This is a genomic window from Arthrobacter pascens, assembly GCF_017052465.1.
GTDB lineage: Bacteria > Actinomycetota > Actinomycetes > Actinomycetales > Micrococcaceae > Arthrobacter > Arthrobacter pascens.
This window is the reverse complement of record NZ_JAFHKT010000134.1, coordinates 15360-40032: the sequence shown is the minus strand read 5'-3', so window position 1 is coordinate 40032 and position 24673 is coordinate 15360. Positions and strand designations below refer to the sequence as shown.

The following is a 24673-nucleotide window of genomic DNA, read 5'->3' as shown; positions in this document are numbered from 1 at the left end:
CAGCTAGCGTCAAGCTAAGGTGAACCAACTCAGGCCGGAGGGCCAAGTAACTTCAAGGTGTGAGCTGAAGCCGGTCCCTGGCCTGGGCGGCGGATCGAGCCTCCGCGGCCTTCCCACCCAGGCTGGAGACCGGCTTCACCCGCCGGAGTGCGGCGAGGATGGCCCGCCCCACCACAGCGATTCCGGTGACCGTGGTGATGCCACGCAGGGTGTCCCAGCCCGCTGTCGATGTCACGAGCGAGTAGAGCAGGAAGCTGCTGAGGTTGGTGCCCAGCGGCGCGCCGGGAACGTAGGAGATGCCCGTGCCGGCGCCCACCGCGAAGGGCCAGAACCACAGGTTGGTCAGCAGGCCGAACACGTAGGACGCCAAAATGCCGTAGCCGCCCAGCATCCACAGTTCGGCCTTGCCCCGCACCCGGCGGGGGAGCAGGCCGGCCCCCGCGCCCACCCACGCGCAGGCGAAGATCTGGAACGGTGTCCAGGGCCCGATGCCGCCCCACAAGGCGCTTGAGAGGGCGATGGTGGCGGCGCCGAGGAGCATGCCGAAACGGGCGCCGAAGGCCCGGCCCGCCAGGATCAGCAGGATAAAGACCGCCTCCACGCCCCCGACGCCGGTGCTCGCCACCCGGATCGCCGAACCGACGGCGGCCAGGACGCCGAGCAGCGCCACCGTGTGTGCGGAACGGACCGAGCCGTCCATGGACACGACGATGGCGACGGCCGCGAGCGGCGCAATGGCCAGCGCCGCGTAGGGGAGGGCCGCGGCGGCGTCCTCCGGGAAGGCCGCGGCGAGCAGCGGCCAGCAGAAGGCGCCGAGGGCCAGAACGTTTGCCGCTGCGAGAACGGCAAGCTCGACCCCCCGCGGCATCCGGATGCGGCGCTTTCTTGCCGCACCCTGGTTGTCTGTTGGTTCGATGACCCGTGGACTTGGTCCGGCACCCGCCTGCCGGGGAAGCGGAAGGGGCGGTTCCGGCGCGTTGGCCGGTGCGGAGGAGGGAGCGACGCCGTCAAGCATCGGGAGGATCCGGGCGCCGAGGCCGTGGGCAAAGTCGAGGTCGTGTGTGGCGATCAGGACGGCGGCACCGGCGTCCGCTGCGGCCCGCAGCGCCGCCGAGACTGCTGTGCGCGCCGCGGGATCGAGTCCGCGGGTGGGCTCATCGATCAGGAGTACCTGGGGGTCGTCCATGGTCTGCAGCGCGATGGCAAGGATCCTGCGCTCCCCTGCAGAGAGGTCCCGGGGATGCTCGTGTCCAATGGGAATCCGGACGTCTCCCCGCAACCGGGCCAGGTGTGACTCCGCGGGCCTTGCGGAAAGCCGGTCACTGCCCGGGCGGCTCCGGCCTGACTGACGCCCGGCGCGAGCCTGACGCTCAGCGCGCGCCTGGCGCCGATCGGCCGCGCGGAGTTCTGCCGCGACGGTATCCCTGGTGAAGAGGTCGTCCGAGGCGTCCGGGACGAGGGCGACGCGGCCGCCGTCGACCGTTCTTTCACCAACCGTTCCTTCACCGAGGGCGAGCGCCACGAGGAGGGACGACTTCCCGGCCCCGTTCGGCCCCACCAGGGCCACCACTTCACCGCGGTGCAGGGTCAGGGAGGCGTCGTGCACCAGCGGCGTACCCTTACGGTGCACCGCAAGCTTTGTCGCCGTCAGGACGGGCACGTGCTCCGCCGGCTGTGCCGGGGCTGGATGCGCAACCGTCGGGGAGGCGGTCGGCGCAGCGCCCGGTACCAGGGCGCCGTCGTCGATGGTCCACCACGAATCGGCAACCGGCACGAGCGGCTGCGCCCGGTGCTCCGCCACGATGACACAGACACCGTCATCGCGGGCGAGGGCGTTGAGCACGGCGATGACGCGTGCGCGGGCTGCGGTATCGAGGTCGGCCAGGGGTTCATCTACCAGGAGCAGGGCGGGATAGTCCACCACTGCGGAGGCGATGGCCACGAGCGTTGCTTCACCCGCCGAGAGGGTGCTGACATTCCGGTCCAGCAGTGCCGACACACCGATCCGCTCCGCGACCTCCAGCACGCGGGCCTTGGCGGTGGCGGATGCCATGCCGCGCAGCTCAAGTGCGAGGGCGATTTCGTCCCGGACCCGGGTAGAGGCGAATGCGGCGCGGGGATTCTGCAGGACGACGCCGATGAGGCGGGCGGTATCGCGCGGCGGCGTGGTGGCACGGTCCGTTCCGGCGACGCGCACGGTGCCGGAAATCTCGCCGCCATCAACGTGTGAGAGGAGGCCCGCGATGCCTCGCAGGATGGTGGACTTGCCGGAGCCCGTCGGCCCGGTAATGACCGTTATGGACCCGCTCGACGGCGCGAACGCTGCGGCGCGCACCCGGGCGTCACCAATGCGGAACTGCGCGTCCCGGACGAGGACCGGTGCTTCGCTGTGTTGGCCGGGCTGGTGTGCTGCCCGGCTCCCGAAGCCGCGCAGCTCCAGGGCCGCGGCAACCCGGCTCGCGTGCTCAAGAGTGCGCTCGAGCACGGGCACCAGGGCGCGGGCTCCGAAGCGTTCGCCCCGCAGCCGGAACGCCAGGCGTACGGAGGTCACGGCATCGGCGAGGGCCGGGAGCGCCGCCCAGGCGACCACAAGCGTCCGGGCCAAGCCCTGCATGGGGCCGCCGCGGGCCAGGTGAACGAAGCCGCGCGCCACGTCCACAAACGCGTTGAGCAGGCCGAAACCGAGGATCATCCCGGCAATCGGCAGGGCGGACAGGACCGCCTCCCACAGGCCAGGCGCCGTTACCGGACCGAGGAGGACCACATGGGCATACGGGGCAGGCAGCGGCACCGCCGCCAGGTTGAGCAGGACGGGGCCGCCAATGCCCGCCCCGTTGAAAAGGATGCGGTAGATGACCCGCGCCGCGATGAAGACGACGGCGAGAGCCGCCCCGGCGCGCAGCGGCGCGGGCCGAAAGGTCATGCCGCGGGTGCGGCCGGTGCGCCGTCGACCGTGTAGAGCAGTTCGAGGCTCTGTCCCGGGCTCACCTTCAGGGTGGAGAGGCCTTCCTGCGCGTAGGCCCAGTCACCGGAGGCCGGCTTCACCCAGAGCGCCCAGTAGGCAAAGGCGGCGGGCATCTTGCTGCATTTTTCCTGGTACGTGCCGCCCTTGTGGGCGATGTCGAGGTCAGCGGCAGGCACACCGTTCACACGGCACACCAGTTCCTTGGGATATTCGGCCGTGCCCTCGGTCTTCACCTTTGCCTCGTCGAGCACCTTGGACGCGGGCGTCGGCGCGTCCACGGGCACGCAAACGGACGTGTCAGCGGCAGCCTGTTTCAAGGCGCCCGAATCGACGATGACCTTCACGCCGGCGCAGGGTTCGGAGGCGGCGCTGGATGAAGCCGTTGCCGTAGGCGCCGGGGCAGAGGTGGTTGGCTGGGTGGCGGCCGGCGTGGAACAGGCGGCGAGGGTAAACAGGAGACCTGCGGCGGCGAGGGAGCTCGCGGCGGCGGTGCGGATCGTAGTCAAAGTCACGCTTCAAGGGTAGGGCGTGGCTTGTCCGGATCCGGATGCCGTCGCGTTGTGTGACGATATTCAGCCATCTGCGTCCGTAGAGGGCCGCCTATTCCACTCGGCGGTCTGCGGCCGCGGGACAAGGTTTCGTACTACACGCGGGACGACCTGCCACGGATGAAGTGGAAGACCAGGACGACCACTGCAATAACCAAAAGCAGGTGAATCAACCCGCCGCCGATGTTGCCGAGCAGGCCGAGTAGCCAGAGAACGGCGATGATGACGGCTATCCAAAGCAACATGTGAGTCTCCTTCGTAAGGATCAGATAGCAGAAAATAGCCCCATCTGGCCTAATTGTCCAGAGAACTTTGGACAATTGGGGGACGTCGTTGGGTGAAGCCAGTCAGGTTGCCGACCGCGTGTCGAACGCCGCCGCCGATTCCCGCAGAAGGCGCGCGACTGTGTCCACGGGCATGCTGGCTGCCCGCCGCCGGTCGAACCGTCGCAGGACGATGCGCCGCGTGCCCAGTCCGGGGACGTCCAGAACATCCACCCCGTCGTGGCTGACGCCGCTCAACGCCAAGGTGGGGATGATGGCGACACCCTCGCCCGCCGCGACGAGTGCCAGTGCGGTCAGCGTCTCCTGGTACTGATGCACAGTCTCTATGCGGGCACCGGTTGACTGACGGAGCCGGCCGAGGACCGCAGCATTGGCGGCTGAGGATTCGACGCCGATCCACGGAAGTGGCAGATGGCCAAGGTCGATGTTCTCCGTGGAGAGCAGGGCACCCGCGGGAACCACCAGTTTCCAGGGCTCGTCCAGCAGGGGCTCCTCGATCATTCCGGCGGAAAGTGAATGTTGGACAGCCGTGGAATCGAGTTCGACAACAACGGCGTCGAGCGCGCGCTGCCGGAGCATCCGGACCAAGGCAGGGAAGTCGTCTTCAACTATCCGGATCTGCAGTTGCGGGTACCGGATGCGCCACTCGGGCAGACGCGGGATCACCACCGTGCGGACAAAGCTGGTGAATCCGCCCACCCGCACCACCCCTGCGACCGTGGCCCCGCCCTCTATCCGGGCGCGGGCGACGCTGAGTGCGCGTTCGATCTCCTCGCCGGCTTCCGCAACGGCCAGGCCGGCGGGTGTCAAAACCGAGCCCTTGGGCGTGCGCACCACCAGCGCATGGCCCGTTTCGTCCTCCAGCTTGTTGAGCTGCTGGGACACGGCCGACGGCGTAATCCCCAGTTCATCAGCGGCCGCGAGCACCCCGCCTGTGCGGGCAACGGCAAGGAGAACTCGCAGGCGGCGCGGATCGATATCCATGTTAAGTAGTTCTAAACCACATCTTCAGAGGAATGCAATTGCACTACAGGAGTGTCGTCCTCATAATTGCAGTTGAAAGCCAAACCCAGCTGAGCAAAACGCTGGTCCCGCGATGACTGATCCCTTCGACAATGGCCTCTTCCAAAACACATACCTATAGCCCGCCATCCCCACTCCGACCGGCGGCTGGGAGCTGGGCATCACCCCTGAAAGGACATCATGGAACTGCTGTTTGAAATTTCCGGCTGGGCAGGCGCGGCTGCGATCCTCACTGCATACCTGGCTGTCTCCATGGGGTGGCTGAAAGCCGGCAAGGGCTTCCAGACCGCGAACCTCCTCGGTTCCTGTGCCTTCATTGTCAATGGCGCCTTCCACGAAGCATGGCCGTCCGTGGTCACGAACATCGCGTGGTTCCTGATTTCCGCTGTCGCACTCGTTCGCATGCGGTCCACACAGGAGTCGCCGGCGCCCGCCGCTGAGGCCCCGCCGGTGCAGTTTCCTGGTGTCCCCGAAACCGGCCAAATGGCCATCGTTGAAGCGCCTCGAGCCGCTCGCTTTACTTAAGCTGACGACGGCGGGAGGTACCGCCGTCGTCCGCTCACCCCCCGCTAGTAAATCCTCATTGTGATGGTCGCCCAAGAGGGCCACCATGATCCTATGGATGCGGAAACACCTAAAGCGGTGGAACTGAGCCTTCCCCAGGCCTTCCTCCTTCTGGCAACGAACGACAAAGACGGCAAACCTGAAGTGCCGGTGTTCGCACTCAGGACCACTCTGGCAGGTGCAATACTGGCCGAACTGGCGATGCTCGGTGCGATAGAGCTACAGGGGAAGCACGTCAGGGCGACCGGGACCGTCCCGCAAACGGACTTCCAGCACGAGCTGGAACTCATCCGTGGCAAGTCGCGGCCCCACACTCCCAAGGCGTGGGTCGCCATTTTGGAGGGCCGTGCCGAAGTGCGGCGTGTCTACGAGGCGATGGCGTCACAGGGCATCGTGGAACATGTCGGCGAAAAGCACCTGGGCCGGTTCCGGGCCGTGCGGTACCCGAAGAAGGATCACGCTTCGGAGGAAGCGCTCCTGAAAAGGATCCAGGCCGCACTCGGCAGTGCGCTGTCCGATCCCGAGGCGGCTGCGTCCAAGGCGGCCGAGGCGACCGAGGCGGTGGCGACCGAAGCGGGGGCGGCTGATGTAGGGGTGTCTGATGCGAGGTGGGCTGATGTCGGGGCGTTTGATGCCGGGACGGCTGACGCCACGACACCCGAGGCCGCGGCACCCGACGCCACGACGCCTGCTGCCGAGACGCCAGCTCCCGCCAAGCCTGGTGCTCAGACGCCTGATGCCAGGACTACAGCGCTGATCGCCCTGCTTCAGGCGGCCGGGCTGTTCGGCAAGCTCTTCCCGGAAGCTGACCGGAGCCGGGCAAGTGAGTTGGCGAGGGGCTATTGGCCGTCGCGCGCGGTTGAGGACGAACTGCGTCTGATCAGACTGGCTGAGGAAGAAGCTGCAACTTTGTGATGCTGCCTGACATCGCTAGGCGCGGGAATGGTCGGTCTGCGGGGACTCCGGGACCCCTGAATCCTCCGGAGCGGCCGGGTATTCGGTCCGGAACTTGATCATTTTGTGGGTGCCGTCGCAGTAAGGCTTGATGGCGGAGGCCCCGCAGCGGCACAGAGCTACGGTCTGCCGCTGCCGCGGCACCGGTTCTCCTGACGGCGTGACGATGTCGAAGTCGCCGCGGACCAGGATGGGGCCGTCGGGACAGAGGACGATCGAGCCGTTGCCGGGTGGCTTCTGCTGGTCCTGATTCATGGGGCTCCGATCTGGTGCGGCGAGGAATGAAGGCCGGGGGCAGGTCCGGGAGGCGTCACCGGTCGGCCATAACGGCGGTCCGCAGGGAGGACCTGCCGTTGTCCCAGGCGTCCATAATCAGGGCGGAGAGCCGAGCGTCGATCGCAAGGGAAGCCGTGGCACCGAAGAGAACGTCCCCGAGGAGGCCAGGTTCCGCCTCCACCAGGCCGCCGGCGAGATCCCGTCCCGCGATTTGCTCGTGGACCGCGTCCGCTTCCACATGCTCGTCGAAGTACCCGGTCACCTCTGCACCGAATCCGTGGCGACGGAACCCTTGGCCGTACAGCTGGTTGGGCCGGGAAGACGTCATTTCGTAAATCGCCAGGTGCCCGGCGATGGCTCCGCGGAGTCTCCGGTTCAGGCCGAACAGGGACATCATGTTCACGGAGGCCAGGGAGATCGCGGGAACGGTATCCACATAAGCGCCAAAGTCGTCCTCGAGGCCCAGGCCGCGCATGGTCCGTGCAAAGAGGGCACTGTGCATCCGGTCCGGGCGGCCGCCGCCGTACTCGTCAGCCTGGATCTCCACGAGTGCTGCCTTTGCCCGCCCAGTCAGGCGCGGTATCGCCCAGGTGTGCGGGTCGGCTTCCTTGAGCTGATACACGGACTTGTGGATCAGGAACTCATGGAGCTGTTCAAGGGTCGCCTTCCTGGCGACGTGGCGGGACATGCTTGGGCCGCTGTCCCGGGCGGCGAGCTCGAACAGGATGTCCGCCACGTCATCGCTGCTCAGGGTTTCGGCCGGAGGCAGGCTTGCCAGCGGGGCGCACTCGTGGGCCGCCGTGCGCAGCGCCTTTTCGAACGGCGATTCCAGCAATTGCCGGACCCGGATCAGGTCCGGGTTCCATTCCCAGCAGTCATCCACGCCGTCGAGGCCGCCGTAATGAAGCTCGTAGAGGCAGAACAGTGCCAGCTGGAGGTCGTCATCGTCGATGATGTCGCCGACGAGGCGCAGCTGCGCGGTTACCAGCTCGTGCAGGTGCTCCTGTCCTGCCGGGTCGGCCCCGGGCTGGCCGGAAAGGAAGCTCAGCAGCCCGGCGCTGACGGATCCGCGCGGTTCAGGGATCTTCATATTTCTCCTAGGCGGTGACCGGGGGCGGCATCGTATACCGGTGAATATAGTAAGCATGGTTAGCATTTAACTGCTAAGTAGCCTCAACTCGCGCCAGGACGGCAGCGACGAAGCCCACGGTGGTGGACAGCACCCGGGCGCCGCCGCATTGCGCACAATCGAAGGCCACGGCGAGGATTTCCCGTCGGCGGTCCATGACGGCGATGGAGTCCACGGCGAGGTGCAAGTCGGTATCACATGTCGCGCACCAGGGCTGCTTTCCCTTGGGCTGGTGGGCGTCCCGGGGGACGTAGCTGCTGGCGAAGGTGCTCACCGGTCAGACTAGGCCCGGGTAGCTGGCCAGGATGTAGTCGGCGGCGGCCGGCCCCTTCATGCGGAGCCCGTTGTGTCCGGGATCGACGTGCTTCTTCCTCATGGCCGCCCAGAAGGCGCCTTCCGGCCGGGGCGCCCGCTGCTGCAGGAAACACCAGCTTGTATAGAGGCCGTAGAGGCAGTCCCGTCCTAGCGTCGAGTCGGTACCGTCGTCGGCGGTGGCTTCGTTCAGAAATTGGTCGTACTGCGAAGTTGCCATGAGTGGCTCTTTTCCGCGGGGTGCGTTCTGTGCCGCCGTGAGGCTGCAGCGGCTGAGGCTTCAACGCCTGCACTGGGCGCTAAAGCAGTTCCGGACTGCCGCAAGTCTGCGGGTCCGGGGATGGAGCATCGTGAAGGCAGTCCCGGCACAGCTGCCGCGGCGGGCGGCTGGGGACCTCCGAGGTCCGGCAGCTTCGTGCCCGCTGCTAAAACCGGTGATAACGAGTTTCTCTACAACGTAGACGTTACCCGTAGACTACGGAGTAAGCAAGCATGCTTATTTTGACGAGTGGCAGGCCCGCTCGGCCCTAAGGAGGGAACCCCATGGTGCCCGTAGAGAACCCGGTGGCCACCCCGGCGCCCGGCCAGAAGAAGCGCCTCAGCCGGGACGTGGTGCTCTCTGCTGCGTTGGAGCTGGTGGATGCGGAAGGGCTCGATGCACTGACCATGCGCCGGCTGGGGCAGGAACTCGGCCGGGACCCGATGAGCCTGTACCGCTATGCGGCCAGCCGCGCCGCGCTGCTGGACGGAGTCTCGGAACTCGTCCTGAACGAGCTGGCGATCATTCCCGATGACCCGGACTGGCAGGCGCAGCTGCGGCGGATTGCCCACGATTTGCGCCTGCTGGCCTTGCGGCATCCGAACGTCGTACCGCTGCTGGTCACCCGGCCGCTATCCACGCCCTTGGGCCTGCGCCCTCTGGGGACACTGCGTCCGCTGGAGCAAATCCTGTCCTTGCTGATCGACGCCGGGTTCAATGCCCGCGATGCGCTGCACGTGTACAGGGCCTATTACGGGTTCCTGTACGGTCACATCCTCAACGAACTGCAGGAATTCATTGTCGATCCCGAAGAAAACGAGGCTTTGCTCCGTCTTGGCCTGCACCGCCTGTCGGCGAGGGAGTTTCCGCGCCTCCGCGCCCTGGCTCCCGTTCTCGCCGACTACGACGGAGCGGCCGAACTGGACCAGGGCCTGAGTATCCTGCTCTCCGGCCTGGCCGCGCGCCTCCCGTCCCCGGGCCACCCAACCACCGCGTGAGCGGCCACTCTTACGTTTGAAAGGCACCACCCATGATTCTGCTCTTTGGTCTAAAGACCGTGCTGCGCCCCTTGCCGGGCCGGTCGGCCACATGCCAGTCCTGCGGGCTGTTCTTCCATCACCACCTCGAAGAGCGTTCCACCAAGTTCACGCTGTTCTTCATTCCCGTCTTCACCACCTCCCGGTCCTACCGCATCACCTGCTCGAACTGCGGGCAGATGTCGACGATCAGCTCCCGTCAGAAAAACGCGCTGGCCCGGTGAACATGAACCACTCATCGGCGAACTGTTCAGCGGGCGGGCCAACTAACAGGCACACTGGGTGTCATGGCTGATTCTGAGGCGGTAACAACCCAGAGCTCGACGGTTGAGGATTGGACGCGGGCCCTGGCTGAGTCCATCGGTTCGCCAGGCGGAGGGGCCGGGGCGGGGCTGATGCTCGCCGTCGCCGCGTCATTGACATCAATGGTCGCCGGATACACGGAACCGGAGGAGCACCAGCGCGGGGAACTCGCCGATGTTCACGCGCGGGCGAGGGCGCTCCGGGAAGAGGCCCTTCGGCTCGCCGATGACGACGCGTCAGCATCCAAGGCGTTCGGCGCCGCGTTCCGGCTGGAGCCCGGGCCGGAACGCGAGGACGCGATACACCAGGCATCCGTCGACGCTGCCAAGGCATCCGCGGTGCTGGGCGAGCGGGCTATCGGTGCCATTGGAGACCTGGGGTGGCTTGCGTCCAACGGCAACCCGGCGCTCATTGCCGATGTCGTCGTCGCGTTCGGTGCCCTCAGGGCAGCGGTGACAGGGGCGCGCACCAACGTGAGTTTCGATCTCGCGGCTCTTACCTCAGCGGGCACCACCCTCGAACGCATCCGGGAAGAGCATCCAGCCTTGTGGACGACCGTCGAGCACCTCAGCGCCGCGCTTGACCGGATCGACGAACTGACGGCAGAGATAGACCACCGCGCCGCCCCAACCGACGTCGACTAGCGCGGGGCGGTGTCCGCTGCTCAGAATTCGAGGATCTGGCGTGGAGTGACAACCCCGTCCACGGGCCGGTCGTGGCTCTCAGCCGGGACCGATTCTCGCAGCTCGTCGTCGAAGACCACCGCGAACACGGAGGCTGTTCCTGCAGCGACGCCAGGGCCCGGTCAAAGTACCCGCGCCCCCACCCCATCCTCATCCCCGAGCGGTCGACCGCGGCCGCGGGGATCAGCAGCAGGTCAACACTCTGGAACACGCTGGGATCCACAACGTCCCCGACCATCTCGGAGATGCCGAACAGGCCGACCTCTTCGGTCCCGCCGCGGGCATGCACCCAGTCCAGCAGCCCGTCCGGCCTGCTCAGCGGAACGAGAACCTCGACGCCGTTGGCGGCGGCCCAGCTCAGGAACGGCCGCGTGTTCGGTTCGTCCGCACCCGACAGGTAGCACGCCACCAAGGCGGGGGCACGGTGACGCACCAGGGCGGACAGATTCTCCGTCAGGCCTGCGGTCGCAGTCTCCCGTTCACTCACCGGGCGAGTCCGACGGCGGCGGCGAACCTCGGCGCGCAAAGTACCTTTCGCATCCCTCACTAAAGCGTCCGACTCCATTCCACGACACTAGCTTTAGTTCCCTCGGCGTGCACCGTTGTCAGGGTCCGCTGGACGGGATCCCTCTCAAGCCTCGTCGAGCAGGCCGGTGATGACATCAAGGGCTTTGGTGAGCTGCAGGTCGGTCGGTGCGCCGTATCCGATCACGAGTCCATTCACGGGCGGGCGGTCTGCATAGTAGTCAGCAAGGGGGACAACGCGGACACCCCGCTGAAGGGCCTCGGCCGAGAGTGTGGCGGCGTCCTTGCCCTGAAAGCGGATGACTGCGTGAAGACCGCCGTCGAGAGCTCCAAGTTCGAGGTCTGCCCGGCTCCCGAGCCGCTCAATAAGCAGGGCCCTGCGGTGTGCGTACTCGCGGCGGGCCCGCGTAATGTGCCGCGACAGCCCTCCGCCCCGGATGTAGTGGGCAAGCGCCGACTGGAGTATGCCGGGGACCGGGGTGCCCAGGTCTTCGCGCATGGCCTTCAGCCTGCGCCCTGATTCGCCCCGGACCACGAGGTAGCCGCACCGCAGCCACGGGCTGAGGGTCTTGGAGAAACTCCCCAGCAGGGCAACGTCCGCCCTCGACGGAAGCGAGGCGACGGCCGGCAGGGGCATTCTGCGGTGACGAAATTCGCTGTCATAGTCGTCTTCGAGGACGAGCACGTTGTGATCAGCCGCCCACTTCAGGAGCCCCAGCCGTTCCTGTACAGGCATTCGGCCGCCAAGGGGATACTGATGGCTGGGCGTGATCAGCACGGCGTCCGGCAGCCGCGAAAGCGATGCCAGCTGCGCTGCCCGCAGTCCGTCGCCGTCGACCGGCACGGTTTCCACCGCCGCGCCGGCAGCGGACATGACTCTCCTTGCGGTTGGATACCCGGGGTCCTCAACCAGGATCCGCGGGCGGTCACCCCCGCCCCGAAGCGTGGCCACAGCGAGCTGCAATGCATCGCTGGTCCCGGCCGTGATGATGACGTTCTCCGCGTCGACCGCAAGGCCCCTGGACACTGCCAGGTGCCCGGCGACGGCCTCCCGCAAGGCAGCTGTTCCCAGCGGCGGCGGCAAGTGTGTGGTGCCCGGTTCGGATACCGCCCTGCGCCATGCGTGCCGCCACTCCCGGTCCTTGAAAGGCGTGCCGGAAGGCCGTCCGGGCGTGAGATCAATAACGGGCCTGGCATCATGGCCGCCGGATGCAGGACGTTCCTTGGGTGCGGCGCTTTGAACGTCGGGACGGATCACCACCCGCGTGCCCCCCGCCCCCTGGCTTTCGAGGAAGCCTTCCCCTGCCAACTGCTCAAAGGCACGGACCACGACGCCCCGCGAAATCCCGAGTTCGGAAGCCAACCTGCGTGTCGCCGGAAGGGTGTGGTCTGGCCGAAGAACCCCATTGAGGATGGCGCTGCGCAGCTGGCCTGCCAGTTGCGCAGCAAGGGGAGACGGACTGTCCCGGTCAAGCATGAGGGGAATTTCAGCTTCTCCCACTTGGACCTCCTGAATTGATTCTTCTTGGATCTACTGTAGGACCAAAGGCCTTGGCACGATGAACGGGTAAGCAAATGCAGAGGCCGCACACCCGCGAGGTTTGGCGCGCCCCCAGAAGAAAGAAGGATGGTCGTGTTCAGCGGGCTTTGCGCGTTCCCCCTCACACCGATTCGTGAGGACCACATCGATTTGAAGGCTGTTGCCCTGCTGGTATCGCGTGCAGCGCGGGCAGGCGTGGACTCCCTTGGAGTGCTCGGCTCCACGGGGAACTATGCCTATTTGTCGCGGGAGGAGCGGCGCAGCGTCCTTGAGGCATCTGTTGACGCCGCCGACGGTGTTCCCATTCTCGCCGGTGTGGGCGCCGTGCGCACAAGGGATGTGCTTGCGCACGTCGACGACGCGCAGACAGCGGGGGCCTCGGCCCTGCTCCTGGCTCCGGTCTCCTACCAACGATTGACGGAGAACGAGGTCTTCGGCTTGTACAAGGACATCGCAGAGGCATCCTCCGTGCCCATCGTTGTCTACGACAACCCTGCCACCACCGGATTTGCCTTCACCGACGAGCTGCAGGCACGCATTGCCGAGATTCCGGCGATCGCTTCGATCAAGATCCAGCCTCCCCAGCCGGGCCAGGCTTTTGAAAGGCTCCGGGCGCTGCGTTCGGTGCTGCCGGAGGGAACGTCCGTGGGCGTCAGCGGCGACTGGTCCGCTGCTGAATCCCTGCTTGCCGGCTGTGACGTTTGGTACTCGGTGATTGCAGGAGTGCTTCCCGAGGCAGCGAAGATGATTCTGGACCACGCCTTGGCGGGCCGTGGGGCTCAGGCGCTGGAAGCATCAGCGAGCCTCGAGCCGGTGTGGTCGCTCTACCGCGCCTACGCCAGCCTGCGCGTCACCGCGGCAATCGCTGAGGACCTTGGACTGATCTCATCGCCGAGCCTGCCGTTGCCCCTTCAGGGCCTGGACAGAGAAGGCCGCCTGAAAGTGGCCGAGGCGCTTCGCCGCTGCGGATTGGAGGCATGAACTCCCCATGCGCTCCCCACGGATCGATTCTCCCCAAACCGCCCCGGCGGGCGCAGCGGGAGTCCCGCAGGTACGTGGCGGACTGGCCCGTTACGTGGTCGCAGCCACCCTGGCCCGGAGCGCGGACGGGGGTGCGGTTGTTGCCATCATCCTGCTTGTGACCACCAGCGGTTCGCCAGGATGGATGGCAGGCCTTCTGGGCGCCTGCATCACGGCTCCCCACCTGTTCGGCCCGTTTGTTGCCCGATGCCTGGATACTGCCCGGGACGGCCGAACCGTGATTTCTCTGGCGTGCATGGCTCATGGCGTGACCCTCGCCGCGGCGGTGCTCGTCTACCCGGTGGCCTGGCCCGCCGTCACGGGGATACTGCTGGTGGCCTCCGGGCTGGTCGGCCCGCTGCTGACCGGCGGAATCAGCAGCAGGCTGCCGGCGATAGCGGGGCCGGAGCGATCCAGCCAGCGCCGGGCCCAGGGCTGGGATGTGGCCACCTACGGCATTGGCGGCACGATCGGACCCTCCGTCGTTGCAGCGGCCTCGGCATGGGCGGGTCCGGCGGTAGCGGCCCTGCTCCTGGCCGGAGCTACTTTTGCCGCGGCAGCCGTCATCAGGCTCCTCCCGTTTTCCCCGCCCGCGGCTGTCGCGTCGGACGTTCCGCGCCCCGCGCAGACACTGGGGATGATGTTCTCGACCGGTCCCTTGCGCCGAACGCTCTACATGACGGTCATTGTCGCCTTGTCTGTCGCGGTGCTGCCCATCACCGCCGTTGCCTCCACGGGCGAACTTGGCATTGCACCGGCTGCGGCCGGGGCCATCACGGCGGCCTATGGACTGGGTGGCCTGGCCGGTTCAGCGGGGGTGATGATCCGGCCGCTACGTGCGGACGCCGACCGCCTGATGACATGGCTTGCTGCGGGGGTAGGTGCCGCGCTGGTCGGGGCGGCCTTGGCAGGAAGCTTCCCTGCCGCCGTCGTGACCTATGCGATCGCCGGGATCCTGAACTCGTACTTTTTCGCCGCGACCCTGGCCGCACGCAGCGAGTACGCACCGCTGGAGGCCCGGGGCCAGGTATTCGTTTGGGTTGGAGCCCTCAAGATCACCGCCGGCTCAGCAGGAACTGCCCTGGGCGGCGCTGCAGTCTCGCTCGCCACTCATCTGCCTCTGTTCGTGGCCGTGGCCGCCATCATGGCCGCCGTCGGAGCGTCGGTTCTGGATCGCGGCCGGGAGCGCGCCTTGCATGAGCAAGGGCATGAGCAAGGCCCAGCCGGGGCATCCGGGCAGCACCGACTCGACGCCGCAGGAGTTGCCCGCTGAGTGGCGCTGGCCGAACGGGCCGCGGCTGTAGCGGAGAATGGAAAGCATGACCCTTACGACGTTCGCCCTTGTCCGCCATGGCCAGACCGACTGGAATGCGCAGCGCCGACTGCAGGGATCCACCGACATTCCGCTTAACGACGTCGGCCGCGGCCAGGCGCGCGACGCCGTCAACGTCCTGTCCGGCTACGAGTGGGACGCGATCGTGTCCTCACCGCTGAGCCGTGCGGCGGAAACCGCCGATCTGATTGCTGCCGGGCTCGGAGTCGGCGTGGCGCGGCGGGTGCCCGAGCTCGCCGAGCGTAGCTTCGGGCCGGCGGAGGGACTGCAGGACGGCCCCGAACTGGACGCACTGCGCATCCCCGGTGGTTTCCGCGGAGCCGAAAGCGAGGACGCGGCGGCCAGCCGCGGGCTGGCCTCGCTGGAAGCTCTGGCAGAGGAGTTCCGCGGCCGCCGCGTCCTGGTCGTCGCGCACGGCACACTCATCCGTGTAAGCCTCAGCCGCGCCATCGGCCGCACCCTGCAGAGCATCGACAACGCCGTCCTCAACCTGGCACACCACCATGCCGTCGAGGGCTGGCAGCTGGAGTACTTCAACGGCCAGCGGGTAGTAGCTGCCGTCCAGAGCTGACCGGCACCGTTCCGGCGGCGATGAGCGTAGGGTGGAGTGCAGAGCCATAAGCAGGCTTAGTTTCATGCGGTGACCGCGAACGCAACGCATCGCATTCCATCAGAACGCAGCGGACGCGGCGGTCGGACCTGCGCACCACCCGGCAGGGGTGAAAGTGAGCAACGTGAGTGACGCCCGGAACAGCGGCATACGGGACCGCATCCTTCAGACGGCTTCGGACCTCTTCTATGTCGACGGCCTGCGCGGCGTCGGCGTCAACAGGATCATCGAGGAGGCTGAGGTCGCCAAATCGACCTTCTACAAGTACTTCCCCACGAAAGAGCTTCTCGTCCTGGCCTACCTCGACGAGATGGACAGACTATGGACCATGGCGCTGCGGCAGGCGGCGGGACCGGATCCCATGCCCTCGGCCGAACGCCTGGTGGGCATGTTTGACGCGTTGCTCTGGGACGGGCATCCCGAGGATTACCGGGGTGCCGCGTTCCTGAAGGCCTCTGCCGAGGCCGGTACCGGAAGCGTCGTGCAACTCAGAGTCTCTGAGCACAGGGCCGGAGTCCTGGAGTGGATCCGTCGCGTATCCCGGCAGACATGCGCCGCCGACCCGGACGCGCTTGCCAGAATGCTGACCCTCCTTCTCGAAGGGGCGCTGGCACTCGGCATCGACACCCTGGATCCCGATACCCCGCGCCTGGCTCAGGCTGCCGCCCGCCAAATTGTTCATGAGGCCGTTTCGTAGGCCTCGGTCACACTCGACGTGGCTTTGGACCCGGCTTACGCCGCGCTGCGCTTCGGCCGTTTGTGGCCGGGCAGTGCGTTTGCCGAAGAGACGTTTGCCGAAGGGGGTGGAGACGGCGAGTTTACTGCCGAGATGTTGCCGTCTTCAGGGACCGTGCTGTCGGCGTGCAGTCGGACGCCGTCCCCGATCTGGGCGCGGGCCCCGATGCGCGAGTGGCTCCCGATGCGGACCCGGTTGCCGAGCACCGCCCCGGGACCCACGTACACGGCGTCGCCGATAACGGCATGGTCGCCGATGTGCGCCTTTCGGTCGATCCAGCTGCCGGAGCCGATCCGGCATCCTGCGCCAATCCGGGCGCCGGCCTCTACATAGGTGGCGGACCCGATGGCCGATGTGGTGCCCACCCTGGCGCCCCGGCCAACGAGGCCGCCGCCGTTCGTGTGGCGGCGGTAGGTGACGACGTTGCCGGCGTCGTCCTCCACGGATTCTATGGTGTTGCGCATTCCCTTCCTGTTCCTCAGCGTGCCCGCCGTTCCTGACCGGGCCGTCGACGAAACTACGTCGTTGAAGTTAACGCTCTAGTAGGGCTCTCTGTTCCGGCGACAACCGGGACTCCGGTTCATGGTGGCGGGGAATGCCGTGCAATGGTGTAAGTTGCATTCCTGTCAGACAACAAACCTTGAAATGAGAACACTTACGTGGCAACCGATTACGACGAAGTCCGATCCGACGTCCGGGAATCGCAGGATAACTCCCTGCAGGCCCTGCACTCCGCCAATGCCCCCGACGCCCGCAGTGTTGTCCGTGAGCTTGATGAAGCCGATGGCCTGGACGACGGGGCCGTCCCGGGCGGAGAGTTCGTCGCCGAGGAACTGGTGGTTCAGGTCATTCCCCAGGCAGTGGACGAATTCACCTGTTACTCCTGCTTCCTGGTCCGGCACCGCTCCCAGATCGCCAAGGAAAAGAACGGTCACGCATTCTGCGTTGACTGCGAAGGCTAAGGCCTTGCTGCGGACCGGGATGTCCGCGGGCTGGCTCGGCTAGTCCGTGCTCCGGCTGAAACGCCTCGCGGTCCTCGCCATTTTCGCGTTCTGCGTCGTCACCGGTTTCACGTTCTGGGCACTCCGCTTGTCCGGCGCGGAGACCGGCGGGTCCACACCGCCACCGCCCCGGTCGGAGGCGAAACTCGAGGTGCTCTCAACAGGCAGCACCCCTGCCGTGAACATCACCCGGGGCATCTTTGACGCCCAGTGGCTGGGCCGGACTGCGGAGCGGACCGAGATACCGGTCCGCGCCCTGCGGGCCTACGCGGCCGCGGCCGGCGCGGCAAACGCGGCGGCCCCCACGTGCCGGATCGGCTGGAACACGGTGGCGGCCGTTGGCTTCGTCGAATCTGCCCACGGAACCCACGGTGGCGGAAGCCTGACTGCCGCAGGGCAGGCGAGCCGGCCGATCATCGGCCCCAGCCTCAACGGCGACGGTTTCGCCGCCATCCCTGACACAGACGACGGCGCCCTGGACGGCGACGCCCACTGGGACCATGCCGTCGGACCGATGCAGTTCATTCCCTCCACCTGGCAGTTGGCCGGGCGGGACGGGAACGGTGACGGACAAGCCGACCCGCTCAACATCGACGACGCCGCCCTGAGCGCCGCCTCGTACCTGTGCGGCGGCGGCCGTGACCTCACCACCGCCCGGGGCTGGACCGCGGCCGTCTACTCCTACAACCAGTCTGATTCCTACGTGGACCAAGTGCGGGAGCAGGCCAACCACTACGCCGCGCAGTCAGGCCCGGTCGGATAACTTCAGAGTGCTTGCCCTGACGAGCTACCGGTCTGCGTAGTGCCGGGCACCGGTGCCCTCACTTGCCAGGTGGGCGCATATTCTGTCGACGATTGATCCGATGCCTCCTTCCGAGGTGAGGCACAGGCCGGCTTCGTCTTTTTCCAGGGGTTCGAGGGTTTCGAGTTGCGAGGCCAGGAGGGACGCAGGCATGAAGTGTCCTGGGCGCTTGGTCAGTCGTTCCCGCAGCACGGCGGGGTCCGCGATCAGGAGGATGAATCGGGTTGAGGGTTCCGTCGCGCGGATGGCGTCCCGGTACACCCGCTTGAGGGCGGAGCACGCAACGACGGCGCCATTTTGCCGCGTGGCCGCGAGCTCGGCGCCAACGAGATGGAGCCAGGGCCACCGGTCCTCGTCAGTCAGTGGAATGCCTGCAGTCATTTTTTCGACGTTGGCTGGCGGGTGCAGGGAATCCGCGTCCGTGAACGTGGCACCCAGGCGGGCGGCCAGCGCTTCCCCGACGGCGGACTTGCCGGCGCCCGAGACGCCCATGACCACGATCGGGTGGTGGCTCACTACAGCGCGCCCTGGTGCGACGTGCCGGCGGGGATCGGCACCAGGCGGGTGACTTCCACTGGCTTTTCCAGGAGTCCCTCGAGCGAGGCGTTGAGCCGCTTGACGGCGTCGCCCTCGCCGTGGGCGTCCAGCAGTTCCGTGGATTCCCATTTTTCAATCATCATGATCTGGCCGCCGGGCGATTCATGGATGGCGTACAGCTGGCAGCCGGGCTCTTCGTGTACTTCGGCAATGGCGGGGGAGAGCGCGGCGACGACCTGGTCGTAGCTGCCGTCTTTGGGCGTGAATTCTGCGGTGACAATGATGGTCATCGGTGTCTTTTCCTTGTGTGTGAAATGGGATCAGGCGCGGGTTGAAGTGCCAGAGTACGGCTGGCTTCCGAGGTGTCGCAGGTTAGCCACGCAGGGGCAGCATTCCGGCATCTGAGATCTGGTCGGAAGAGGCGAGGTTCACGCCGGTATCGCTGTCGAAGTAGCTGGCCATTCTGGCCTCGAGGGATACGGTGCACTGGTCACCCGCCATTAGGCGGGTCTGTCCCGTCTGCCGGATCCAGATGAGGTCGTCCTGGTTGAGTTCCCACAGTTTCAGGTCCAGCGCCGGGTCCGGCTGGACACCGATCAGGGTGTCCGCGCCGAGGTCTTCGATTCTCCGGACCGTTCCCGCGAGACCGGGCCGGCCGACGTCGGCGGAGACCGTGAGGTGTTCCGGCCGCAGGCCCAGGGTTACGGTGCCGGTCCTGAGTACAAGTCCTTCGGGCGCCGGGAGCCGCAGCCCGCCGAGTGTGGCGTACCCGTCGGCCACAGCCGCCGTCATGAGGTTCATGGGCGGGCTGCCGATGAACCGGGCGACGTACGTGTTGGCGGGGCGGGTGTAGATCTCCTGCGGTGTGGCGTGCTGCTGCACGATGCCGTTGTGGAGAATGACGATTTGGGTGGCCATGGTCATGGCCTCGACCTGGTCGTGGGTGACGTAGACGAAGGTCTTCCCGGTCAGCTTGTGGAGCCGGACGATTTCGCCGCGGAGCTCCGCGCGGAGCTTGGCGTCGAGGTTGGACAGTGGTTCGTCCAGCAGGAACATTGAAGGGTTGCGGATCAGGGCGCGTGCCAGGGCCACGCGCTGGCGCTGGCCACCGGAGAGTCCTCCGGGCTTGCGGTTCGCGTAATCGTCCAATTCCAGCATTGACGAGACACCGGCCACCTGCTCGGCGATGTCCTTGGACGAGCCGAAGATGCGGCGTGCGATCGCGCTGACGCCCGGGATGTGGTGCCATGCCTTGAATTTGTCCAGGGCCAGGGGGAAGGCAATATTTTCGCGGACGGTCAGGTGCGGGTAGAGCGCGTAGGACTGGAAGACGAAGGCGACGTCGCGTTCGCGCGGGCTTTGGCGGTTCACGCGGAGGTTGTCGAAGATGACGTCGCCGGCGCTGGCGTCGGTGAGCCCGGCGATGATGCGGAGCAGGGTCGATTTTCCGGATCCCGACGCGCCGAGCAGGACGAGGAACTCCCCGTTGTCGACGTCGGCGCTGAAGTCGTGGATGACCTGGGTGTCCCCGAAGCGCTTGCTGATGTTGCGTAGTGAGAGCTTTGCCATGATCAACCTTTGACTGAGCCGGCCGTGAGGCCCGAGACGATACGACGTTGGACGAGGAGGAAGAAGACCAGTGCCGGGAGGGTGAACAGCAGGGCTGCGGCCATGACGGAGTTCAGCGAGGTCAGGTACTGGCCGATGAAGGAGGCCAGGCCCACGGACGCCGGCCAGAGGTCGCGTTCGGCGATGAACGTCTTGGCGAGGAGGAATTCGTTCCACCCGTCGAAGAAGTTGATGACGGCGGCCGCGGCGATGCTGGGAAGAATCAGGGGAGTGAGGACCAGCGACAGAATGGTGACGCGGGGGCACCCGTCGACCGCGGCGGCCTCCTCGATTTCGTACGGGATCGCATCGATGGCTCCCTTGATGATCCAGACGCTCACAGGCATGGTGAAGGCAACGTTGGCGAGGATCAGGCCGCCCATTCCGTTGAGCAGGCCCAACGACGCGAAGAGGGCGTAGATGGGGACCACCAGCAGTGCCTCGGGCAGCATCTGGGTGGCGAAGAGCAGGAACCCTGCGGCGCCCTTGCCATGGAACTTGAATCTGGACAGTGCATAGCCGGCCAGCACCGCAAAGATGAGGGAGAGCAGCGTGGTACCGCCGGCGATGACCATGGAGTTGGTGAGCCACTTGAAGATGGGGACGCTGCCGATGACGTCGCCGAGATCCGCAAGCCTTTCCCAGTGCGGCCACCAGCCCTGGGCCTGGCCGTACAGTTCGGAGTCCTGGCTGAGCGCCGTGTTCAGCATCCAGTAGAGCGGGAAGCCTGAGAACAGGACCAGGGCGGCCAGCATGAGGTAGCGGACGGGCTTGCTGAAATTCCGCGTGCCCGGTGCCTTCAGCCGCCGCTTGTGAGCGGCCGTGCGGAGGACTGGGGGTGCTTCTTTCGTGGTCATTGTTCTATGCCTCCTTGGCGGCGTTGCGCCGTTCCATCATGAAGTAGACGACCGTGACGAGCAGCGACAGGACCAGGCCGAGGGCCCCGATTGCTGCCGCGCGTCCCAGCTCCTGGTTGCTGAAGGCCTGCCGGTATACGTTGACCACCAGGGTGTTGGTGCTGTCCACGGGGCCGCCGCCGGTCAGGAGGTAGATGATCTCGAAGCGGCGGATGGACCAGATCGTCATGAGCAGCGTGACGACCCTGACGGTGGGGGCGATGTGCGGCCAGGTGACGGCCTTGAAGGTTTCCAGCGCTCCGGCGCCATCCATGCGGGTGGCTTCGTAGAGTTCGCTCGGGATTGACTGGAGCGAGGCCAGCACCACGAGCATGACGAGGGGCATCACCTTCCAGACGGAGGTGAGGACGACGGCGGCCATGCCGTACTTTGGATCGACGAGCCAGCCCTGCTGGCCGACGCCAAGGACTCCGACCACTTCGTTCAGGACACCGTCGGAGCGGTTGAAGATCCAGCTGAAGATGAGGGCGGTGGCCACCGTGGGGACCGCCCAAGGCAGGGTGATGATGGCCCGGACGATGGTGCGCCCCTTGAAGGCCTGGTTCAGAAGCAGGGCCGAACCTGCGCCGATGGCCACCGCGAAGATGACCGTCGCGGCCGTGTACAGGATGGTGGCGCCGAGCGAATTGTAGAACTGGGGACTGCTGAGCAGCCGGGAGTAATTCTCCAGTCCCACCCCGGTTCCGCCGTCGGGCCTGACGAGCGGGGTCTTGGTGAAACTGAGCTGAATACCCTGCACCACCGGGATGATCATGAAGATGATCAGGTAGATGACCGCCGGGCCGATGTAGATGTACGGCGAGATCCTCTGCCACATGTGGTGTTTGGAGGGAGCATCCAGGATCTGGGTCGGTGCCACGGCGGGCGGGGAGATCGAAGTTCGGAGCGTCATTGCCCGGGTCCTTTGCATTGGTTCACTCAGCCAAGGAGCTGAGTTACTTGTTTCTGTGCAGTGGCGAGCGCCGCCGCGGCGTCACCACCGTCTACGAGGTAGCGTTCCACCTGCGTCATGACTTCGCGCATGATGGCTTTGGTCTGGGCCTCATAGCCCTTGATGAGCGGGCTCCTCGATTCCGCGGCCAGGTCGATGAACGATTTCGCCCACGGGTTGGCTGCGGCGTAGTCGGGCGCCAGCGGGACGTCGGTGGCCAGCGTGGAGGGGCCCATGGCCTTCCGGAGTGCCGCCTGGCCGGCGTCGGAGCCGACCCAGCCGACGAAGTCGACGGCCAGGTTCTTGTTCTTGCCGTAACCGTTGACCGCCAGCACAATCTCCTGGTGTGCGGACGGCTTGGGGAGGGGGATGCGGTCGGCAAATCCGATGTCGGCCGATTTGAGGGTCTTCGAGGACCGCAGGATGCCGGCCACTGTCGACGAGACGTCGATCATCATACCGAGGCGGCCCTCGCGGAACTTCGTGCGCATCGTTGACGCGTCGTCGCCGATCGGCATGGCACCCGAGCGGTAGATTTCGCCGAACGCCTCAACGCCGGCGATGTTCTCAGCGGAGTCGATGGTCGGGCGTGACCCGTCCGACCAGGATCCGCCGTGCCCGTAGGTCCATACATCGAAGTCCATGAACCAGGAATCGAATTCCGTCATCTGGTGGCGGACTCCGAACCCGTCCAGTCCCGTGGCGGAACGGATCTGGGTGGCGGCCGAGATCAGCTCCGGGACGTTGGTGGGCGGGGTTACCTTGGCCTTCTCCAGGATGTTGCGGTTCCAGAAGAAGTTCCAGTTCAGCCGTTCCCAGGTGATGCCGTACTGCACCCCGTTGACCAGTCCGGACTCGTTCGTGTGGTTGAACGGCCTGCCCTTGTGCGAGGAGATGACGGAGGTGAGCGGGGCCAGAATTCCGGCGTCGGCCAGGGGGTAGAAGTTCACGTCCTGAACGACGAAGACGTCGGGACCGCCCTTGCCGCCGAGCTCGGTGTTGAGCTTGTCCGCGAACGAAAGGAAGGGGGTGGTGCTCTGGGCCAGGCTCGCGGAGGGGTTGGCTTGCTTGTAGGCCTGGATGGCCTGCCACATCGCCTCGCCGCGGCCCGGCTCGAGCCACTGCCAGCTGCCAAACTTCAGGGTGCCTCCGGCCGATGCGGCACGGTTCGGGTCGATTCCCGGGCCGGCGCCGCAGCCGGCCAGGGCCATGCTGGCGGCGGCAGCCCCGGCAAACCCGAGAAAATTGCGCCGGTCCATCATGTCGCGGGCACCACTTCGAGTGCGAGGGCCTCCGTCTCACGCCGCAACTTCAGGGCCTCTTCCAGGGAGGTGTCGATTTCGACGTCGTCCCAGCCGACGATGCCGCCCTCGGGTACGTCGTTGACGAGCTTGACGTGGTGGGCCATGGCGACGGGAAGGGCGCGGTCCCGGACCGACTTTTCGGCGGAGATCAGTTTGCCCCAGACCGTGAAGCCGCCCTCGCCGTCCAGGATTTCCCCGGCGTGCAGGTCCTTCTTGGCGCAGGCGACGACGTCGGCGTGGAAGCCTTCCGGCGCGCCGGTGGCGACACCGCGAAGCACGGCGTTGGCGATGGAGACGTTGAGCTCCAGCCCGACGTAGTGGTACGGGCGGTAGAGGGCGGCGTACTGGCCGGTGGGGTCCGGGTGCCAGGGGTATTCCTGGAAGCAGCCGGAGACGTACTTGTTGGTGGCCTTGACGACGACGAAGACGCCTTCCTGGGTGTTGTGGGGGATCCAGTCCCCGTCCCGGGTCACGCTGGACATGACGTCGACGCTTCCGGCGTTGGCGAGCACGCCGCCGTCGGCCGCGGGACGGCAGATCGTGGCGATCTCTTCCACGTCTCCGGGAGTGAACGTCAGTCCTTCATCGGACGGGCGCAGGCCCGCCGCGTTGGCCACGGCCGCCATTTCAATGGCGGCTTTGGTGCCGTCACGGAAGGAGGTGTGCATGTAGGGGTTGAGCTGGCCGGAGTCGGTCAGTTCCTTGGAGAATTCCCAGTTCTCCCACACGTTGTCCGGGTTCATCTGGTGGTAGTGGGACAGGTACTTGGCCCCCTTGCCTGCGCAGACGACGTCAAAGCCGGACGTCCTCGCCCAGTCGACGAGTTCCCAGATCAGCGCGGGCTGGTCGCCGTAGGCCAGTGAATATACGACGCCGGCCTCCCTGGCCCGCTTGGCCAGGGCCGGGCCGGCGAGGGCGTCCGCCTCGACGGTGACCATGATGATGTGTTTGCCCGTCTCGATGGCGCGGAGCGCGTGGTTGATGCCCACGATCGGGTTGCCGGTGGCCTCAACGATGACGTCCAGTTCGGCGTCGAACAGAACGGACGCGTCGGTCACGACGGTGGTGGCCCGCGTGGCGACAGCCGTCTCGATGTCGTCGACGAAGGCTTCCTCGGGCCAGTCGACCAGCTTCAGGGCGCCCTTGGCGCGTTCGGCGTTGATATCGGCGATGGCGACGACGTGGATGCCGGGGATGTTGCGGGCCTGTGCCAGGTACATCGTGCCGAACCGTCCGGCACCGATCAGCCCCACGCGGATCGGGCGGCCCTCGGCCTCGCGTTGGGTCAGAAGTTTGTGCAGGTTCATAACTACCTTTCAGTGGTGCGGCTCCATCCCGGGTGGACGGCCGGAAAACTTGGGGTCCGCCGCAGCGTTGCGGTAGACAACCGGCTCCGAAGTAAACATAATGGAACCGGTTACACTTTTATGTCATACCTGCTCGGCGAGGTCAATACCCTAGTCTGAAAAAGT

The 24673-nt window shown here is 66.4% G+C and carries 28 protein-coding genes and 1 pseudogene; 11 read left to right on the top strand and 18 right to left on the bottom strand.

Features of this window, described 5'->3' with window-relative positions; translation table 11 throughout:
* Positions 1-52: 52 nt before the first annotated feature.
* The 4 genes from JYA52_RS10050 to JYA52_RS10035 form a co-directional block, all read right to left on the bottom strand.
* Positions 53-2923 carry an ATP-binding cassette domain-containing protein gene (locus tag JYA52_RS10050; RefSeq protein ID WP_205653041.1) on the bottom strand — a complete coding sequence of 957 codons (2871 nt, stop codon included), beginning with the start codon at positions 2921-2923 and terminating at the stop codon, positions 53-55.
* The gene (locus JYA52_RS10045) at positions 2920-3477 is read right to left on the bottom strand and encodes a hypothetical protein (protein WP_205653040.1); all 558 of its coding nucleotides are present in this window, start codon (positions 3475-3477) and stop codon (positions 2920-2922) included. The genes JYA52_RS10050 and JYA52_RS10045 overlap by 4 nt, the downstream gene beginning before the upstream one ends.
* Positions 3478-3608: 131 nt before the next feature.
* Positions 3609-3758, bottom strand: a complete 150-nt coding sequence (locus JYA52_RS10040; RefSeq protein ID WP_205653039.1) for a lmo0937 family membrane protein — start codon at positions 3756-3758, stop codon at positions 3609-3611.
* Between the two features lie 102 nt (positions 3759-3860).
* Positions 3861-4781, bottom strand: coding sequence for a LysR family transcriptional regulator (locus tag JYA52_RS10035; protein WP_205653038.1), 921 nt, complete (start codon positions 4779-4781; stop codon positions 3861-3863).
* Between the two features lie 219 nt (positions 4782-5000).
* Between JYA52_RS10035 and JYA52_RS10030 the strand changes: the two genes are divergently transcribed.
* Together JYA52_RS10030 and JYA52_RS10025 are read left to right on the top strand one after the other, a co-directional pair.
* Complete coding sequence (locus JYA52_RS10030) at positions 5001-5345, top strand: CBU_0592 family membrane protein (RefSeq protein WP_205653037.1); 345 nt, start codon at positions 5001-5003, stop codon at positions 5343-5345.
* 93 nt (positions 5346-5438) lie between these two features.
* Positions 5439-6299 (top strand): GOLPH3/VPS74 family protein, encoded by an 861-nt coding sequence (locus JYA52_RS10025; protein ID WP_205653036.1) that lies wholly within the window; start codon positions 5439-5441, stop codon positions 6297-6299.
* 15 nt (positions 6300-6314) lie between these two features.
* Here the strand turns inward: JYA52_RS10025 and JYA52_RS10020 are convergent, their stop codons facing one another.
* The 4 genes from JYA52_RS10020 to JYA52_RS10005 form a co-directional block, all read right to left on the bottom strand.
* Entirely contained in the window at positions 6315-6593 is a 279-nt protein-coding gene (locus JYA52_RS10020; RefSeq protein ID WP_205653035.1) for a CDGSH iron-sulfur domain-containing protein, read from the bottom strand.
* A 55-nt stretch (positions 6594-6648) separates the two neighbouring features.
* Entirely contained in the window at positions 6649-7704 is a 1056-nt protein-coding gene (locus tag JYA52_RS10015; protein ID WP_205653034.1) for an iron-containing redox enzyme family protein, read from the bottom strand.
* A gap of 73 nt (positions 7705-7777) precedes the next feature.
* A complete protein-coding gene (locus JYA52_RS10010; protein ID WP_205653033.1) occupies positions 7778-8017 on the bottom strand; it encodes a hypothetical protein in 240 nt (79 codons plus the stop codon).
* A gap of 3 nt (positions 8018-8020) precedes the next feature.
* A complete protein-coding gene (locus JYA52_RS10005; RefSeq protein WP_205653032.1) occupies positions 8021-8275 on the bottom strand; it encodes a hypothetical protein in 255 nt (84 codons plus the stop codon).
* A 323-nt stretch (positions 8276-8598) separates the two neighbouring features.
* Here JYA52_RS10005 and JYA52_RS10000 point away from each other — a divergent pair, with 323 nt between their 5' ends.
* From JYA52_RS10000 to JYA52_RS09990, 3 genes are all read left to right on the top strand, one after another.
* Positions 8599-9312, top strand: a complete 714-nt coding sequence (locus JYA52_RS10000; protein WP_205653031.1) for a TetR/AcrR family transcriptional regulator C-terminal domain-containing protein — start codon at positions 8599-8601, stop codon at positions 9310-9312.
* Between the two features lie 32 nt (positions 9313-9344).
* A complete protein-coding gene (locus JYA52_RS09995) occupies positions 9345-9575 on the top strand; it encodes a zinc-ribbon domain-containing protein (protein ID WP_205653030.1) in 231 nt (76 codons plus the stop codon).
* Between the two features lie 63 nt (positions 9576-9638).
* Positions 9639-10298 carry a cyclodeaminase/cyclohydrolase family protein gene (locus tag JYA52_RS09990; protein ID WP_205653029.1) on the top strand — a complete coding sequence of 220 codons (660 nt, stop codon included), beginning with the start codon at positions 9639-9641 and terminating at the stop codon, positions 10296-10298.
* 190 nt (positions 10299-10488) lie between these two features.
* Here the strand turns inward: JYA52_RS09990 and JYA52_RS09985 are convergent.
* Positions 10489-10902 (bottom strand): annotated as a pseudogene (locus JYA52_RS09985) (5-formyltetrahydrofolate cyclo-ligase); the annotation flags it as partial.
* Between the two features lie 66 nt (positions 10903-10968).
* Positions 10969-12363, bottom strand: a complete 1395-nt coding sequence (gene pdxR / locus JYA52_RS09980; protein ID WP_307869350.1) for a MocR-like pyridoxine biosynthesis transcription factor PdxR — start codon at positions 12361-12363, stop codon at positions 10969-10971.
* Between the two features lie 126 nt (positions 12364-12489).
* Here pdxR and JYA52_RS09975 point away from each other — a divergent pair, with 126 nt between their 5' ends.
* From JYA52_RS09975 to JYA52_RS09960, 4 genes are all read left to right on the top strand, one after another.
* Positions 12490-13383 (top strand): dihydrodipicolinate synthase family protein, encoded by an 894-nt coding sequence (locus JYA52_RS09975; RefSeq protein ID WP_240460173.1) that lies wholly within the window; start codon positions 12490-12492, stop codon positions 13381-13383.
* A 7-nt stretch (positions 13384-13390) separates the two neighbouring features.
* Positions 13391-14695 carry an MFS transporter gene (locus JYA52_RS09970; protein ID WP_240460172.1) on the top strand — a complete coding sequence of 435 codons (1305 nt, stop codon included), beginning with the start codon at positions 13391-13393 and terminating at the stop codon, positions 14693-14695.
* 46 nt (positions 14696-14741) lie between these two features.
* A complete protein-coding gene (locus JYA52_RS09965) occupies positions 14742-15326 on the top strand; it encodes a histidine phosphatase family protein (protein ID WP_205653027.1) in 585 nt (194 codons plus the stop codon).
* A 154-nt stretch (positions 15327-15480) separates the two neighbouring features.
* Positions 15481-16062, top strand: coding sequence for a TetR/AcrR family transcriptional regulator (locus tag JYA52_RS09960; RefSeq protein ID WP_307869349.1), 582 nt, complete (start codon positions 15481-15483; stop codon positions 16060-16062).
* A 35-nt stretch (positions 16063-16097) separates the two neighbouring features.
* On the opposite strand, the gene JYA52_RS09955 is transcribed toward JYA52_RS09960, so the two are convergent.
* Positions 16098-16565 (bottom strand): DapH/DapD/GlmU-related protein, encoded by a 468-nt coding sequence (locus JYA52_RS09955; RefSeq protein ID WP_205653026.1) that lies wholly within the window; start codon positions 16563-16565, stop codon positions 16098-16100.
* Between the two features lie 195 nt (positions 16566-16760).
* On the opposite strand from JYA52_RS09955, the gene JYA52_RS09950 reads away from it, so the two are divergent.
* Both JYA52_RS09950 and JYA52_RS09945 read left to right on the top strand, forming a co-directional pair.
* On the top strand, positions 16761-17063 hold the full coding sequence (locus tag JYA52_RS09950) for a DUF4193 domain-containing protein (protein WP_205653025.1): 303 nt from the start codon (positions 16761-16763) through the stop codon (positions 17061-17063).
* A gap of 46 nt (positions 17064-17109) precedes the next feature.
* Positions 17110-17865 carry a lytic transglycosylase domain-containing protein gene (locus JYA52_RS09945; RefSeq protein WP_205653024.1) on the top strand — a complete coding sequence of 252 codons (756 nt, stop codon included), beginning with the start codon at positions 17110-17112 and terminating at the stop codon, positions 17863-17865.
* Positions 17866-17889: 24 nt separating this feature from the next.
* Here JYA52_RS09945 and JYA52_RS09940 read toward each other — a convergent pair whose 3' ends face one another.
* From JYA52_RS09940 to JYA52_RS09910, 7 genes are all read right to left on the bottom strand, one after another.
* Positions 17890-18420: a gluconokinase gene (locus tag JYA52_RS09940; RefSeq protein WP_307869348.1), complete on the bottom strand. Its 531-nt coding sequence runs from the start codon at positions 18418-18420 to the stop codon at positions 17890-17892.
* Positions 18420-18731 (bottom strand): putative quinol monooxygenase, encoded by a 312-nt coding sequence (locus JYA52_RS09935; protein ID WP_205653023.1) that lies wholly within the window; start codon positions 18729-18731, stop codon positions 18420-18422. The genes JYA52_RS09940 and JYA52_RS09935 overlap by 1 nt, the downstream gene beginning before the upstream one ends.
* 82 nt (positions 18732-18813) lie before the next feature.
* The gene (locus JYA52_RS09930; RefSeq protein ID WP_205653022.1) at positions 18814-20010 is read right to left on the bottom strand and encodes an ABC transporter ATP-binding protein; all 1197 of its coding nucleotides are present in this window, start codon (positions 20008-20010) and stop codon (positions 18814-18816) included.
* A 2-nt stretch (positions 20011-20012) separates the two neighbouring features.
* The gene (locus tag JYA52_RS09925; protein ID WP_205653021.1) at positions 20013-20906 is read right to left on the bottom strand and encodes a carbohydrate ABC transporter permease; all 894 of its coding nucleotides are present in this window, start codon (positions 20904-20906) and stop codon (positions 20013-20015) included.
* 4 nt (positions 20907-20910) lie between these two features.
* Entirely contained in the window at positions 20911-21858 is a 948-nt protein-coding gene (locus JYA52_RS09920) for a carbohydrate ABC transporter permease (protein WP_205653020.1), read from the bottom strand.
* A gap of 26 nt (positions 21859-21884) precedes the next feature.
* Positions 21885-23159, bottom strand: a complete 1275-nt coding sequence (locus tag JYA52_RS09915) for an ABC transporter substrate-binding protein (RefSeq protein WP_205653019.1) — start codon at positions 23157-23159, stop codon at positions 21885-21887.
* On the bottom strand, positions 23156-24508 hold the full coding sequence (locus JYA52_RS09910) for an NAD(P)H-dependent oxidoreductase (protein WP_205653018.1): 1353 nt from the start codon (positions 24506-24508) through the stop codon (positions 23156-23158). The genes JYA52_RS09915 and JYA52_RS09910 overlap by 4 nt, the downstream gene beginning before the upstream one ends.
* Between the last annotated feature and the right edge of the window lie 165 nt (positions 24509-24673).

Coding starts and splice junctions, on each gene's coding strand:
- JYA52_RS10050 (WP_205653041.1), bottom strand. CDS start 2,923: ATGACCTTTCGGCCCGCGCCGCTGCGCGCCGGGGCGGCTCTCGCCGTC.
- JYA52_RS10040 (WP_205653039.1), bottom strand. CDS start 3,758: ATGTTGCTTTGGATAGCCGTCATCATCGCCGTTCTCTGGCTACTCGGC.
- JYA52_RS10035 (WP_205653038.1), bottom strand. CDS start 4,781: ATGGATATCGATCCGCGCCGCCTGCGAGTTCTCCTTGCCGTTGCCCGC.
- JYA52_RS10030 (WP_205653037.1), top strand. CDS start 5,001: ATGGAACTGCTGTTTGAAATTTCCGGCTGGGCAGGCGCGGCTGCGATC.
- JYA52_RS10025 (WP_205653036.1), top strand. CDS start 5,439: ATGGATGCGGAAACACCTAAAGCGGTGGAACTGAGCCTTCCCCAGGCC.
- JYA52_RS10020 (WP_205653035.1), bottom strand. CDS start 6,593: ATGAATCAGGACCAGCAGAAGCCACCCGGCAACGGCTCGATCGTCCTC.
- JYA52_RS10015 (WP_205653034.1), bottom strand. CDS start 7,704: ATGAAGATCCCTGAACCGCGCGGATCCGTCAGCGCCGGGCTGCTGAGC.
- JYA52_RS10005 (WP_205653032.1), bottom strand. CDS start 8,275: ATGGCAACTTCGCAGTACGACCAATTTCTGAACGAAGCCACCGCCGAC.
- JYA52_RS10000 (WP_205653031.1), top strand. CDS start 8,599: ATGGTGCCCGTAGAGAACCCGGTGGCCACCCCGGCGCCCGGCCAGAAG.
- JYA52_RS09995 (WP_205653030.1), top strand. CDS start 9,345: ATGATTCTGCTCTTTGGTCTAAAGACCGTGCTGCGCCCCTTGCCGGGC.
- JYA52_RS09990 (WP_205653029.1), top strand. CDS start 9,639: ATGGCTGATTCTGAGGCGGTAACAACCCAGAGCTCGACGGTTGAGGAT.
- JYA52_RS09975 (WP_240460173.1), top strand. CDS start 12,490: ATGGTCGTGTTCAGCGGGCTTTGCGCGTTCCCCCTCACACCGATTCGT.
- JYA52_RS09970 (WP_240460172.1), top strand. CDS start 13,391: ATGCGCTCCCCACGGATCGATTCTCCCCAAACCGCCCCGGCGGGCGCA.
- JYA52_RS09965 (WP_205653027.1), top strand. CDS start 14,742: ATGACCCTTACGACGTTCGCCCTTGTCCGCCATGGCCAGACCGACTGG.
- JYA52_RS09955 (WP_205653026.1), bottom strand. CDS start 16,565: ATGCGCAACACCATAGAATCCGTGGAGGACGACGCCGGCAACGTCGTC.
- JYA52_RS09935 (WP_205653023.1), bottom strand. CDS start 18,731: ATGACCATCATTGTCACCGCAGAATTCACGCCCAAAGACGGCAGCTAC.
- JYA52_RS09930 (WP_205653022.1), bottom strand. CDS start 20,010: ATGGCAAAGCTCTCACTACGCAACATCAGCAAGCGCTTCGGGGACACC.
- JYA52_RS09925 (WP_205653021.1), bottom strand. CDS start 20,906: ATGACCACGAAAGAAGCACCCCCAGTCCTCCGCACGGCCGCTCACAAG.
- JYA52_RS09920 (WP_205653020.1), bottom strand. CDS start 21,858: ATGACGCTCCGAACTTCGATCTCCCCGCCCGCCGTGGCACCGACCCAG.
- JYA52_RS09915 (WP_205653019.1), bottom strand. CDS start 23,159: ATGATGGACCGGCGCAATTTTCTCGGGTTTGCCGGGGCTGCCGCCGCC.
- JYA52_RS09910 (WP_205653018.1), bottom strand. CDS start 24,508: ATGAACCTGCACAAACTTCTGACCCAACGCGAGGCCGAGGGCCGCCCG.